The following is a 15,155-nucleotide window of genomic DNA, read 5'->3' as shown; positions in this document are numbered from 1 at the left end:
TATCCACCCTTTTATCTAACAGTGTAAGTTTATGCTTTACAGCCTCTTAGGTTCATGATATCATCTAACACTGTAAGGTTCAATCTAACGCTGTTAGATTAACAAAAATCAGTGAAAGAAGTGATCCCTAATGGATACCGAAAACCTTTATTATTTTGAAAAAGCACCCATCACCAAAGCCGTCGCCCATTTCGCCGTGCCCATGATGTTAGGCACATCCATGAACGTCATCTATTCGATTCTGAATGCCTATTTCCTGGGCACTCTCCACAATACGGCCATGCTGACCGCACTCGCCTTGACCCTGCCGCTGTTCGCCATCATCATGGCGCTGGGCAATCTGGTGGGCATAGGCAGCGGCACATATATCTCACGGCTGCTTGGTGAGCACAAATATGATGAAGTCAAGCAAGTGTCTTCCTTCGCCTTTTACAGCAGTCTCGTGCTTGGCCTCCTCGTGATGGCCGTGGGTCTGCCGCTGATCGGCCCGATCCTTCACAGTCTGGGGGCAACACCGGATTCCTATGGATTCACGAAGGATTATGTCACTGTCATGCTGATTGGCGCGCCGTTTGTCGTGTTGTTCTTTACGCTGGAGAATATGGTCCGCTCCGAGGGTGCCGCCATCGTGTCCATGATCGGGATGATGCTCAGCGTGGTGGTTAATATCCTGCTCGATGCACTGGTCATCTTCGTGCTCCACTGGGGTGTAATTGGCGTAGCGTCGGCAACGGTTGTTGCCAACATGGTTGCGAGTGCCTACTATGCCTTCCATATGGGCTACAAAAGCCAATTCCTGACGATCTCCTTCAAATGGTTCAAGGCCACCAAGGATATTCTCAGCAATGTGTTCAAAATCGGCGTTCCGGTCTTTATCATGAGTGTCTTTCTGGGAGCCATGTCGCTGATCTTCAACCTGTTCCTGATCGAATATGGAGATTCGGCTGTAGCCGCTTACGGGATATCCTCAAGATTGCTGCAATTTCCCGAGTTTATTCTGATGGGATTGTGCGAGGGAGTGGTGCCGCTCATTGCCTTCTCATTCACAGCGGATAAGCTGCGCATGAAGCATACCATCGGATTCACGGTAAAAGCGATGGCCGCCATGGCTGCCGTATTCGGCATCATCGTCTATCTGATATCCGACCATCTGATCGGTCTGTTCACCCAGGACCCGCAAATGATTCAAATGGGCAGCTACATTCTGCATGTCACCTTCTTGTCCTTATTCATTTCAGGGCTGACCACCTTGTTCATGGGGATCTTCCAAGCTACCGCGCAGGGAACGGCCGCGTTCGTAATGTCCATTATTCAAGGGGTCACACTGATTCCTGTGCTCTTCTTCGCCAACCAGACGAATGGCTTCCATGGAGTGGTGTGGTCGCTGGTCATTGCCGATGCCGCTGCCTTCCTGGTCGGTGCCGCCATGCTGTACGCCCTACGGCACAAGCTGCAGCCCGAACTAGAGAGTCTGGTACATTAAGTAAACCTAAGCAGTCTCTGAGAAGCACAAGCAGCCGCAGGGAGGCCCTTCCTGCGGCTGCTTTATGCTTTTATGTTACTATGAAGGTTGTAACGCATTCCATCTGCAGAAGGAGTCTGATCCGCTTGCACGCACCACTCCATACTAACCACGACTCTCAGGACATCGAGGTCTACGATACAACCGAGCTATACGGCGAGACCGGACGGTTCCGGGTACTGCAATTCTCGGGGGAAGCTGTTCAGGGCGCAATGGATCTGGACCATCCGCGCCGGGTGATCTTCGAGTATCCCCGGGCGATGATCCATCTGATGGAGGCGGGTAATCCTTATTTCGAGCATGTCTTCCTGATCGGACACGGGATTGGTACGATTGCCGGTTATTTCGCCGAGAAGCAGTTTACGGTGGCTGAGCTGAACACGAAGGTAGTGGAGTACAGCAGAACCCGCTTTGGCTACACGCAGGATAACATCCTGATCGGTGACGGCCGCAGCCTGCTGGAAGCCGCCCCGGACCAGGGCCATGACTACATCCTGCTTGATGCCTTCACCGCTGCCGGGACACCGCCCCATTTCACCACACTGGAGTTCTTCCGCCTAACCCGCGCCAAGCTGAACGGACACGGCCAGATCATCATGAATCTGATGGGCCGCAGCGGCAATGACCGCTTAATCAGTGCCATCCATACCACACTTCGTGAAGTGTATCCATATACCAGAACCTTCGCCCTTCCGGGAGAGGGCAGGGCGGATCTCTGCAATATCCTTATGACTGCCAGCGCCCGGCCGATCCCCTGCCAGTCCCGCCACATGGCCGGCTTCAGCGAGATCACTCCAGTGCCGGGTCATGTGATCCGGGACCGGTGATGCCGCAAGCGTCCAGATCCAGCAGGTTCTCCAAATTCAGCAAGTGAATAAACTGATGGTTGTCTTTATAGACGGCATCCAGTACCTCCGGATTCTGGAGAATATGATCGGGCGCCTCATCCATGTGCTCCCTTGCCAGCAGCTGCACCGCCGACACCTGATCCACCCACACCCCTACCTCCTGTCCCGACACCTCGCAGATCAGAATCCGGGAGCCGGCGGTCTGTTCCCCGCAGTCCATTTCGAGCTTGGGCCGTATATCATAGACCGGGAACAGCAGTCCGCGCAGATTGATCATTCCGAGGACATGAGCCGGGGCGGACACCAGCGAATGAATCTCGGGAACCGGTACAATCTCCTTCATTTGACGGATCGGAATCCCGAAATCCAGCTTCTCCAGCTTGAAGGTGATATATTTCTCGCTCTGACTATCCTGATTCCCTGCCGTAACTGTGTTCTCTTGCAGCAATGTATCGCAGGCCGAGCCTGTTTTCCTTGCAATCGAACCTATATCCAGGATATGGGCCACACGGCCGTCGCCAAGTATGGTTGAGCCTGCAATATAAGGAACGCTGCCTATGTAACTTCCCAGTGACTTGATGACAATCTCCTGATTGCCGATCGTCTCATCTACCACCAGACAGACCCGCTTATCCGCGAAGCCGACGATGACTGCGAACAGCCGGCCGTTCACCGTAGGCTCCTCTTCCTCCACTTGCAGCATACGGTGCAGACGGACAAGCGGAAGCACCTGGTCGCGGAACCGGCAGACCTCCTGTCCTTGAATGGTAACAATATCCTCCGCCGTTATTCTGAATATTTCAATGACATTAATCAGCGGAATGGCAAAGGTACTGCTCCCCAGCTTAACCAGCAGGGAACGGATGATGGCAAGAGTCAGCGGGACCTTGATCGTGAATACACTCCCTTGATGAGGAACCGTCTCAATATCTATGATGCCGTTTAATTTCTCTATATGCGCTTTGACAATATCCATGCCCACTCCGCGGCCGGATAAATCGGTGACCGTACGGGCTGTCGAGATGCCGGAGCGGAAAATCAGCATCACCAGCTCTTTTTCCGTCATACGCTTCACTTCATCAGCGGTGACGAAGCCTTTACGCACAGCGGCTTCTTTGACCTTGCCGGTATCAATGCCCCTGCCGTCATCGGATATCGTAATCACAATCATGTTCCCTTGATGGCTTGCACGCAGAGTAATGGTTCCTTTCCGCGGCTTATAGAGAGCTGCACGTTCTTCCGGCAGCTCCAGCCCATGGTCCACGGCGTTGCGCAGAATATGGATCAGAGGATCGCTGATCTCCTCAATGAGGCTGCGGTCCAGCTCGGTCTCATTGCCCTCGATGATGAACTTGATCTCCTTGTTCGACTTCTGCGCCAAATCCCGGATCATCCGGGGGAAGCGGCCGAACAGATGCTCCATTGGCAGCATCCGGGTCTTCATCATCCCCTCCTGAAGATCGCTAATGACCATATTCAAATGTCCTGCGATATCATTAAGCAGATGAACATCACTGTTGTTCTTGAACTGCTCGCTTAATCTGGAACGGACACTGTGCAGCCTGGTATTATCTATAATCAGCTCTCCTACCAGATTCAACAGCCCCTCCAGCCGCTCCACATCCACACGGACCGTCTGGGCCGCATAGCTGCTATTTTTTTGAGCCTCTTTTCCTGCGGTGAAGATGCTCTGGTTCGCTTTCGTAATAAGCTCTGTATGTATAATTTCAATCTGTGAGATTTCCTGCAGACTGGCCAGCATATCCTGCCGGGACTGCTGCGTAAGCAATATATATACAACAGGACCGGAGAACTGCGCATCCCTCTCGATGGATTCCAGTTCGGGGTAGGTGGCAACAACCTCGCCCGTTTCCCGCAGCTTGGCTTCTACAAGCTTCGCGCGGACATATTTCATCGGCTCCTCAGCAGCCAGTTGAATATGAATCGCCATGGCCGCAGAGCCTTGATCTAGGGCTGCCTGGATCTGCTCTTTACGGATATCATCGAAGATAATATCCTGCTCAGCCCCCGCTTCTCCCTGCGGAAGCCCCTCTGCAGCAGGAGCGGGCGACTCGGCTGCTGTCTTCTGCAACTCTTTTAACCGGCGCAACAGCTCTGAGGTGTCCCCCTCCTCCAGCTCACCGCTCAGAATGGATTGACGAAGCTGCTTAATGAAATCTACGCAATCAAAGAGAATGTTCAATAATTCGGAGGTGACGTCCAGCTGTCTGCCCCTGAGCAGCTCTAGCACACTTTCCATCTGATGCGTCAGCCGGTTAAGCTGCTTGAATCCCATGACCGCTGATGAGCCCTTGAGCGTATGCGCGACCCGGAAGAGCCTCTGAATAATGTCATTCTGATACCCTTTGCTCTCCAGCATGAGCAGGGCCTCATCCAAATACCGCAGCTGCTCGTCCATTTCGTCCAGAAAAACACCCAAATACACACTATTATGAAACTCGTTCATCTCTATTCTCCTCCCCGCCTTCATGCGTTGGCCTTCACCCGTCACTTAGCAGACGCCCGATGTTCAGAATGCTGATCAGCTCCTCGGCACACATGCCGATCCCGTCCATGTACTGCACGCCCTGCACTTCATGGGATTCCAGAGGCGGCTCCACCTCATGAAAGGAAGCCACCTTCTCTACGGAATCCACCATAATACCTATAGCCTCCTGCCGGTAATGCACCACTACGATCCTTGACCGGGTATCCGGTGGAGATTCTGCCAGGCCAAACCGCCTGCACAGACTGACCACCGGTATAATTTTACCGCGTAAATTAATCACGCCCTTAATAAAAGACTTGCTGTTAGGCACGGCTGTGATAGGCTCCATCTTGATAATCTCGTCAATCTCCCGGATATCGATGGCCAGCTTCTCCTGTATCAGCCGGAAGATGATGTACTGCTCTGTTCGTACAGCCAGCATAGCTTACTTCCCCCTCTACAATCTGAACACCGAGACAGAGCTATTCAGTTCATCCGCCAAAGAGGCGAGCATTTGCGAAGAGGAGGCTGTCTCCTCCGCTGCGGCGGCGGATTCCTGGCTTCCGGCCGCAATGGATTCAATCGAGATCAGCACCTCGTTCGTCTGTGCCGCCTGTTCCTCACAAGCCGCAGCGATGCCTGTAATCTGCTGGGTTGTATCATTGACGCGGGTAACGATACCGTCGATCAGCCGCTCAGTGCGCTCGGACAGGGCCGATACGTCACTAACAGCCTGCACACTCAGAACCGTATTCTTCTGCATCACCCGGATGATCAGGGCAATCTGTTTGGTCGCTTCACTGCTCCGTTCAGCCAGCTTGCGGACCTCATCAGCGACAACGGCGAAGCCCCGTCCCTGCTCACCGGCACGCGCTGCCTCAATCGCTGCATTGAGCGCCAGCAGATTGGTCTGCTCGGCAATCTCATCAATCACTTCGATAATTTCGCCGATCTTCTGGGAATCCTGCTCAAGCAGCTCCATCTTTTCCGACAGATTACTCATGCCAAGGCCGGATTCTCTTACTGCAGTGCTACCCTCCTCAGCGCCCTGACGCGTCAGCAGGGACAGCTCCGATGCCTGCTCGGCATTCTTCGCAACCTCATCGATGCCCCGGGTCAGATCCTGAACCAGCTGATTGATATTTTGCGCCGCCTGGGCCTGGGATTGGCTGCCGCTGGCGATTTCTTCGGTGGTTGCCGATATTTCCTCAGAGGAGGCCGCGACACTTTGCGCTGCTTCGACAGTCCCGCCAATCAGCTTGCGCAGGCTGGTAATCATCTCATTGGCTGCTGCGGCCAGCCGGCCGAACTCATCCCGGTTCTTGATCGCAACCTCCTCCCTGAGGTCACCGCCTGCCATGCGGACCATTGCAGCGAGCAGCTTGGATACCGGACCAACGATGCCCTGCGAGATCACGACACCAAGCACAATGGCTGCAATTGCCGCAATGCTGGAGATGATCAGGATCATCAATCTTCCGGAGCTATAGCTGGCAACCGTAGAGTCAATCCGGTCATCAGCACCTTGAATGACATTACTGACGGCCAGATCGGCGGTGTCCTGAGCCTTCTGCAAATCAGGCAGTGCGTCGATTAAGACGCCGTACGCCTGTACATTTTGATCCTTCACCCGCAGCTCATTGACTTTGGGTACGAACTGATTGTATCTGTCCACACTTTCCTTAATCGTCTCCAGCGTAGCCCGTTGATCGGCAGTCAGCGAGAGCTCTCCATAGGCCTTAATCCGGTCGGCCAGTTTAGCCTGGTCCTCCCTGATAGCTCCCTGGATTTCTTCTAACATGGCATCATCTGTTTCCAGGAGGAGCTTGAACAAGTCACCACGCAGCTTGTACAGCTCCGTCCGAATCTCGGCAACATTGACGAGCGCGGGAAAGTTGTAGCTCTGCATCTGTAGAGAGTTACTGTTCATGCCCGCCATTTTCATAATCGATAGCCCGCTGATAAATACAAGCAACGCTACAATAACCAGAAAGCCTCCCAACAATTTGGTGCGGATGTTTAGTTTCAAATGAAGCACTCCTCAATATGTATTTTGTCGAGCCTACAAAGCTTCCCCTATTATGTATACCGTATGGCCTCTACGCCATCGCCACTGGTTCCTAAGTTTCGACATAATCTTCCTGTTTTCTACAGGCCTTCTTTCCTTTATCAAGTGGAAACGAAGCGTGAAACCTATAAATTCTTATATTTGCACAAAAAAAGCAATGTACGCTTACATCCTGCGTAATCATTGCTTTTTAGAGAATCTGGTTGCCCGTGGTTTGATACATGTGAGAGATGGCCTGTGATCTGCTATGTACACCAAGCTTTTCATAAATTTTAGTGATGTGATTCTTGACAGTATGCGTACTGATAAACAGCCTCTCCGCAATTTGCTTGTTGTTGAGGCCGGTCAGCAGACCATCCAGAATATCCTTTTCCCGGGTAGTAAAACGTACGCCTCCCTCTTTCTGCGCTGCAACCCGCGAAGGAGCTATCAGTTGTTCAAAGGACCGCATAAGCGGCTCGGGTACGGGTATAGGAAGTGTTTCCTTCCATTGCCTGCCGCCCTGCTCCGTGTACTTCGTAAGCAAAAGCAAGACCTTCGCCAGGTACAGATGGGGACTTTCTCCTACATCCTCTTCCCCGGCAGAATCCGACAGGTAATACTGCATATGGCGCAAAATGCATACCGCCGGGAGGTCACCCAAATATTCGCGGAGCAGCCCTATAGGATATGGAGCAAGGAGCGCGGCCTGACCGATCCATTCGATCTCTTCCGCTGAATGATTTAGCGGCCCCAGCAAGTCATGTGCAAGTCTTTGAATCTCCGCAGCTCTGCTATGTACTACCGGCTGCTGTATCAGCAGATTATCCTGGAGCAGCCGCATGAAGTCAGTTCTAGAGGGCGTGTTCTGAGGCTGCTGGGCAAGCAGCTTGGTCACTAGCAGCACATTGGTCATATGAAAAATCGTTTCATATTCCCGCCGCTGCCCCTCATCACTGAACTGGACCGTGAATAACCCCAGCAGCCTTTGTTCAAATACCATAGGATGCTCTACCAGCTGCCAGCTCTTCCATTCCCGGCGGATCGGCTTGTTCAACAGGTTGAACCCCGGTATCCCGTCAGCGAAATAGATCTGTTCAGCATCTTCAGCGTAGAGGGTGTAAAGTTCATTCGGAGCAGAAGAAGAGGAGTAGATCCTCATTCCGCCTTCGGCAGGCGTATGTAATAACAAGCACATGAACGGACTGCCTAGCTGCTGCTGGAAAAACTCAATGAACAGCTGCAGGTAATCCTCCTTATCCTGAGTAACCAGAATCCCTTGGACAATTTCTTTGTAGGTATCATGCCTCTTCCTTTGACGTTCATACAGCGCTTCACTCTCCATATGATACATGGAAGCAGCGAGCTGATGGGCCACCAGCATACCCATATCCGCCTGCTCCTCCGTCAGCTCTGGACGGGCCGGATCTCCGGCATACAATAATCCATACAGCTTGTCCTTGTATTTGATGGGATAGCAGATTAACACCTTCGGCCTTACCCCATGCGCAGCAAAAAAAGAAATCCGCAGATCACGGTCAGCATTCCTCCAATACCCCATTTGCTTGGAGAGCCCCACCTGCCCCAGAAATCCTTCTCCGTAAAAAAAAGAAGCCCCCCGCAGGGAGTTATCCTTAGGCATACCGGTTGTCTCAACCACTGTGAATTGGTCCCCGTCTGTTGCATTCATGGCATAGCCCGCAAATTCTACTCCAAGAATACGTACCACAATGCCCAGTATTCCTTGCAGCCACTCCGGGCTTGCCGGGTCCAGCAGATAAATCAGATTCATAAGCTGCAGGTCATACGCAGAATATTCTCCGCCCTGCTCCCGTTCAAGCAGAGCCTGCACGGTATCAGCAAGTATATCCAATTGGCCGATAATCCTGGCGACGCCCTCCTGATCCAATACCGGCACCTTATCCAGAGCCTGAATCCAGTCCTCACATTCTCCGGAGGGAACGGTTTCATGAATCCTGCCGGTAATCAGCTCTTTCGTACAACCGTCCACCCAGACGCCTGTCAGAATATAATAGGGCCTTTGCTTACTGAGCCCGATGGAGGTAATCAGCATTTTCAGCCCGGAGCGGGTTTCATAGACAATAGTTTTCGATACATTCCTGACCTTTTCCAGCAGGTTCGCAATTGCATGTTCAGCGGTTGCACAAGGAGAACCGAACAACAGAGATGCCATCTCGGTTAAGCCGGAGGGTTCTGTTATCCGTTTGTCCGCTTGATCGGTAATAATAATTGTCAATCCGCATAAGGAGGCGTATGCGTCTTGCAAAGACTGCAGATTTTGGCGGAGCCTGTTCTTCATTGCTTATTCCTCGCTTTCCCCTCCAAAATTCGCCATAGCCTGACTGTATCCCTGCTTTTACACCCTTTCATTCTACAAACATAGCATTATAGCCCAGGAATCTTAGTGAAAAAATGCGCATATGCGAAAATATTCCTGTCATCTTGTTCCTACAAAAAAAGAGCTATCCCAAGCCAATTTCAGGCATTTAGGACAGCTCAGGACAAGCCAAAACATATTTGAATTTGATCCTTTGAGGAAGACTAATCCGCTTTCTTTTCAAAAATCAAATCATAATATTCCGGGAAACCCACAGCCTGTGCGCTGGGCATGATAACAAACTGAACGAACCGCCATCCCTCCGCTGCATGAGTATGTATAATCTCCTGATAGTTCTCCGTTGGCCCTTGAAGAAATCCAGTATTCTTCTTTTCAATCCGCACAAATTTGTATTCGAACATAATTTAGCCTCCTAAGCGTAGTAAAATCATGAGAATCCCCCTGCGCACACAGTAATATATTTGGATCATAATGTAAGGTGTTTTTATCACAATGATCGATATACTTATCTTTAAGCCATATGTAAATAAACAAAATTACTCTAACGGGTGAAGGATACTGGCGCCTCTCTCACCAACCACTTGTAAGGAGCAGCTTTGTTGCACATCTTTCAGGATTTCAGCATAGACCGCTTCTTTGGGGGAGTATTGTTGCAATTTTTGCAGGATTCCTCTTAAAATGTTACTGGCTGTGATGCATGGGGCCCTTCCCTCCGCGCAGCGGCACCCATTGTATTCGGTTTTTTGATTACATTCGGCCCACGAAAAATCTGAGTCTCCTAACCAACTATAAAAAAACACCGGCGCTCAAGTTCCAGCGCCGGTGCCATATATCCCCTAGCTAAGCAGACGCTTAGCCCTTAACCCTTACTGCCCAGCAGCTCAGCATCTCATCTGCCCAGCGACTCAGCGACTCAGCTGTGCCAGAATCTGCGGGTCTTTGATCTTCGTGTCATCAGCGAGCAGCACGACCTTGGAGAGTACCTCCGCTGTGCGCGGGTCCTCGTCCAGGAAAGGCAAGAACAGCCGCCCCCGGTGCTGCGAATGCACCGGAATAATGGACAGGGCGCCCGCGGCCTGCTTGTACGCCTGGCCGCTGCCCAGATGCACGGCATACTCGCCCAGCGTACCTTCAATCCGCGCATAATTGCCGTCCAGCCGCACATTCTCAATCTTCAGCAGCCGCAGCGACTCACTGACGATCACCCGGCGCATCTCTACAGTCGTCAGGCTCGCTTCCGGATCGACGCCGCCGACATGGGCTACGCTGACGACGAGATCCACATCCCGCATAACCTCTGAGAATAGCACGGGCGGCACCTGATCCAGCGGCACGCCCTTGTAGGTCTTCCGGTCGAAGAACTGCACTGTCTCCAGTGTCGGCGCTTCCGTATCCGCTGGCGAGAACCAATCCGCCATGGCATAGAGCCGGACGATCAGGTTCTCGGCATAGAACACCTTCTGCAGCCCTTCCTCATAGCTGACCGTCCACTGCCGCCCTTTCAGAAGGGCGACCGTCTTGCTCGGCTGTACCTGATGGCCTGCATAACGGCGGGACAGCACGCCCTGGGCCAGCTCATCCTCATTTGGCAGATACAACTCGCGGAAGACCTGCTTGAACGGCTGGCGGAGCTGACGGTCGAACAGATCCTTCTGATACAGGCTCCATTGTCCGCTGCGGTATAGGTCCAGCGGATGGGCAATCCGCAGCGCAGCCTCCCCGCTCAGTGCCGTGGATTCGCCCGCAGGACTGACCAGTGCCCCCTGATCCGCATCGTAATACCCCAGCTCGTCGCCGCTCATCAGCACCAGCTTGCTAATCAGCGGAGCCAGCACCGGATTCCGGCTCAGCCCGGCAATCTCTGCCGGTGTGAAGCCGCTGCCGGACTCCATCGACCGCTCCAGCTCGGCCCGGGCACGCCGGAACTGCCCGGTTAGCTCGCACTTGGCCTCCTTCAGCGCTTCGATCCACTCATGCTTCTTGAAGCGTGCCGGCACCGACTTCAGCGCCTTCCCTTTGCTGGTGACTACATAATCACTTTGCCCTTCTTCATTGATACTAAGCGAGACGAAGGTCTCTTCGTCCAGCTCATAAGGCTCGAAGTACGCAGCATAATCGTCCAGCTTGCGTGCCTCCATATCCCAGATCAGGCGGGTGACATCGGCATATCCGGCATTGCGCGCCAGGTTGCCCAGGGCAATCTGTGCGGCCTGTCCTTCGCTGGCGCGGCGCTGTGCGCCGAACTTCTTACTCTCCGCCAGGAAGCGCTGGATGAACTCATAACGCACACGGATATCCTGTTCGCGGTCTGCTCCCAGCGGAATCAGACTATAGCTGAGCAGATGATCCTTGCCCCGCTTCTGCTCTACAGACTGCTTCATCTCTTCCAGGTTCAGCTTGCCGAGCGTGGCATCGGCGAACAGTTGGGAACGGCGGTGGTTCGCACCGGCGGAGATATATTTGGCACAGTCATAGAGCAACTCGAACCGCTCTTGTCCAAGCTCCTTGTAGGCGGACTGGAACCAGTTCACATCGAAGGCGCCGTCGTTGAACTCCTGCGGCGTGATCGGCGAGTAATGCGCCACCACCGTCTCTTTTTCGGCCGAGAAGCTCTCGTTAATGTGGGCATGGAAGTACCAGGCAGCACTGCGCAGCCCTTCCCAGCCCAGGTACTCGGCAATAATCTCGATCCACTGCGGGGCGTACATGGCGGCTTCCAGCAGCTTTTGATCGGATAACTTGTATTCCTGCAGCAAGGTCTTCAGCCGCTCCGCATTGTCGCCCTCGCGCGGATAACATACCTTAAGCAGATGGCTGAAGGATTCCTTCTTCGTAATATTGTTGCCGTAACCGTACACATATCCGCGTATGAAGGTATCCTTGTTCAGCCCGGACAGGATGCGGATACAGTAGTCCAGCCCCTCAATCCGCTGCAGCCCCATCGTCATGCCGGTCACCTCAGTCGGCAGATCGCCGCGCCCCAGCTCAATCGCCAGCAGACGGTCGATGATCCGTGCACGCAGTGCAACCATCTGCGGACTATCTTCGATCCAATCGTATCTGCGTGAGCTGATCCAGCTCATATGGTTGCGTGCATCCGTACTCAGCAGCAGCTCCTTAAGCAGCGTGTCTTCGCCGATGATTCCATCCGTAAGGGCCTGGACATAGTGCTTCAGCCCGATGATGCTGGACCGTTCTCCGTCTCCGCTGATTCTCTCGAACCTGTAGCAGGTACGGAACATCTCCTTGAACTCCTCTGTTCCGTCCCATAGCTTCTGCACCATATCAACCCACGGATCAGCCAGCACAGACAGGAAAGGCCAATCCGCCGCGAGCTTCTCCTCCGGGAATCCAGCCATCAGCGCATTCACCGCACCATCGGCAAGACGGAAGCCCTCCGGGCTCTTGTGGTCCGCGCGGAACGCATCCACCAGCGCCTCTACCTGCCATCTGTACTTCAGCTTCTCCACCAGCTTCACCACAGCTAGGGTCTGCTCCAGCGGGTAGATCTCTGCCGCGAATGCCTTGCGCCAGCCGGACAACAGCTTCTGCTTGCTGAGTTCCTGATCATCGATCCCTAAGGTATCGTAACCGTCATAGTTATCCAGGGTCTCATCCAGCTCATCCAGGCTGGTATAGAAGTTCAGCTCTATCAGATCCCGGGCGCTCCAGCCGCTCTTCTCCCAGTATTCAGTCCATACTTCATGCAGCGGGTACTGCTCAAGAGCGGATTTGCCGCTCTCCTCATCATTAATTAAGTACCCTTGCAGCGGTCTGAGATTAGTGCCGATCAGCAGCGTATCCTTGTATCCGCTGTAGTATTCGACCTCATACTCCACATCGCGGTGCTTGTGAATCATGTCGTCCAGTCCCTTAAGGAATGTCTTGATCTGCTCCAAGGACAGCTTGAACACCTGATCCCAGGCAAATCCGTCAAGTACCGGCCCCTGAGTCAGCCACTCCTCCGTCTGCTGCGGATCGAACAAGCCGAAGCCGTTCACCTTGGTATACTCATTCTTCTGGCTCAGCCTCCCAATCAGCTCGCGCTCCTGGTCGGAAGGCTTATCCAGCCCCTCCGCCAGCGGACGTACCGCTTCAAAGAGCACCTGACGCTCCTCATCCTGGAACAGCACGGTCATAATCTCCAGTCCCGCCTGACGCTGCAGGGCATTCTTGCCCTGCACCAGTCTGCGGACGGAGTCCTTCAGCGCTTCATCCGGCTGATTCAGCAGCATCCGGGTTACGCTCTGCCGCAGCGTACCGGTCTTGAGCTTCAGCAGCCCTTCGGCCATCAGCAGCTCATCCTCCGCCAGGGTCAGCCCCTGCGCCAGGTCCAGCGCCAGCTCCCGGTTCTTTATGCTCTTGTCGGAGAGACTCGCGAAAATGAATTCGCGCTGCACGGTATCCTCCGTATGCTGCACGAAGTAATTCAACAGCTCCCCACGTATATCCGTGCTGAGCTTGTCCTTCAGTGCCAGCAATTTATTCACCCAGGCCGGGTCCATATCATAGGAGATCAGATAGAGCATCTTTTGGACCGGCAGATCACGGGTATAGCTGACCTGCAGGAAATCCAGCACCTTGGAGGTGCCGGTCAGCTCCCGGCTGTCCGGGTTCAGGAAGATGCCCATCAGCAGACTGAAGTCGCGCTGCCGCTCGCTTTTATCCTCAAGCTGCGGGCTCGCTACGACCTCGATTCTCGGCCCCTTATCCTTCGGTCCTCTCCACATCCGGTTATACTCATAATTGTAGTTCGTCAGAATCCAGTACAGCAGCTCCGGCTCTTGCTCTGTCAGATACTTCCGGGCGCTGCTCAGGCGCACCTCCCGGTTCTGGCTGCCGGAGAGTACATACTGGGCTACGATCTTCTGGTAGGACTGGCCCTGTTCCATCAGGACATCCACTTTGCTGATCAGTTCATTCTCCTCATAGACAGCCGTCCCCCACAAGCTCAGGTAGACATGGTTGGCATTCTCACTGGTCAGCCACTCAGCCCGCAGCGCTTCATCCGTCAGCACCTGATAGGCTCCTTCAATCAACTGCTTCGCCACCCGCTGGTTCTGGGCTTCCAGGCCCATCCCGGTCCATACGCCCAGGGCCCGCACCACCGAGCTGTAGCGCACGAGATCATTCTCCAGAATGACCTTCAGCATATGAAGGTTGTTCTCTATCGTCCCCTCATCCATCGTCTCCATAATGGACTGCCGCAGTCCCTCCTGCAGCCGGGCAGCGAGCAGCAGCTCGCCCATCATCTGAACAGCAGCCTGGTTATGGCTGAGGAATGTACCTTTTATCATATTGCGGCTGAGCATTGCCCCCTGATTGTCCCCATATACCGCCTCCTTAAGCAGATCCTCCATTCCGCTGCCGCTGCGGTTCAGCTCATAGGCGACTACATCGGGAACGGCAACATCTACGCGGTAAGAGATATTGTAATCCTTTTCATAATCCCCCTTCAGATACTCCGGCAACGAGAATTCAATCAGCTCCATATAGATCAGGGCATTGATTTTGCGGAGAATCTGCAGCCGGTGCGGCTGAACCTCCCGGGTCCGGAACGGCCGGCGCAGATACCCTATGGAATAAGGGTACTCCACTGCATGTTTAACTATGTAACGGGCAAGCTCAACGGTATGTGTGCTGTACAGCTGCTGCATGACCCCAATCAGCGGCGCCCAGTATCCGGTAAAGTCAGCCTGAGCCGCCGCAGCGCGATCATCCATGATAACAAGGAAGCGGTCCAGCGAATCCTCCCCTTCATGAAGGTAGCGGTTCTTGCTGAACTCCGCGAGCAGACCTGCCAGTTCCGCGCCTTCCCCCCTCAGCCCCTTGGCTTTGTTCTCAACATCCGCATACCACTGAGTCTCCCACTCTGCATTTCCGATTTTCAT

At 53.6% G+C, this 15,155-nt stretch carries 8 protein-coding genes; 2 read left to right on the top strand and 6 right to left on the bottom strand.

Annotated elements, in window-relative coordinates; genetic code table 11:
- Positions 1-130 precede the first annotated feature (130 nt).
- On the top strand, positions 131-1,483 hold the full coding sequence (locus NST43_RS02725) for an MATE family efflux transporter (RefSeq protein ID WP_339222395.1): 1,353 nt from the start codon (positions 131-133) through the stop codon (positions 1,481-1,483).
- A gap of 80 nt (positions 1,484-1,563) precedes the next feature.
- Positions 1,564-2,349, top strand: coding sequence for a fused MFS/spermidine synthase (locus tag NST43_RS02720; RefSeq protein ID WP_339222393.1), 786 nt, complete (start codon positions 1,564-1,566; stop codon positions 2,347-2,349).
- On the opposite strand, the gene NST43_RS02715 is transcribed toward NST43_RS02720, so the two are convergent.
- The 6 genes from NST43_RS02715 to NST43_RS02690 form a co-directional block, all read right to left on the bottom strand.
- Entirely contained in the window at positions 2,312-4,837 is a 2,526-nt protein-coding gene (locus NST43_RS02715; RefSeq protein WP_339222391.1) for a chemotaxis protein CheW, read from the bottom strand. The genes NST43_RS02720 and NST43_RS02715 overlap by 38 nt on opposite strands.
- A gap of 34 nt (positions 4,838-4,871) precedes the next feature.
- Positions 4,872-5,300, bottom strand: a complete 429-nt coding sequence (locus tag NST43_RS02710; protein WP_209992204.1) for a chemotaxis protein CheW — start codon at positions 5,298-5,300, stop codon at positions 4,872-4,874.
- Positions 5,301-5,315: 15 nt separating this feature from the next.
- Positions 5,316-6,887, bottom strand: a complete 1,572-nt coding sequence (locus NST43_RS02705) for a methyl-accepting chemotaxis protein (protein WP_209992205.1) — start codon at positions 6,885-6,887, stop codon at positions 5,316-5,318.
- Positions 6,888-7,116: 229 nt separating this feature from the next.
- The gene (locus NST43_RS02700; RefSeq protein ID WP_339222388.1) at positions 7,117-9,225 is read right to left on the bottom strand and encodes a LuxR C-terminal-related transcriptional regulator; all 2,109 of its coding nucleotides are present in this window, start codon (positions 9,223-9,225) and stop codon (positions 7,117-7,119) included.
- Between the two features lie 242 nt (positions 9,226-9,467).
- Positions 9,468-9,665 carry a DUF4177 domain-containing protein gene (locus NST43_RS02695; protein ID WP_209992207.1) on the bottom strand — a complete coding sequence of 66 codons (198 nt, stop codon included), beginning with the start codon at positions 9,663-9,665 and terminating at the stop codon, positions 9,468-9,470.
- A gap of 504 nt (positions 9,666-10,169) precedes the next feature.
- Positions 10,170-15,155 carry a DUF4132 domain-containing protein gene (locus tag NST43_RS02690; RefSeq protein ID WP_339222385.1) on the bottom strand — a complete coding sequence of 1,662 codons (4,986 nt, stop codon included), beginning with the start codon at positions 15,153-15,155 and terminating at the stop codon, positions 10,170-10,172.

It is taken from the genome of Paenibacillus sp. FSL H8-0332 (assembly GCF_037963835.1).
Taxonomy (GTDB): domain Bacteria; phylum Bacillota; class Bacilli; order Paenibacillales; family Paenibacillaceae; genus Paenibacillus_AQ; species Paenibacillus_AQ rhizoplanae.
This window is presented reverse-complemented; position numbering and strand designations above follow the sequence as displayed.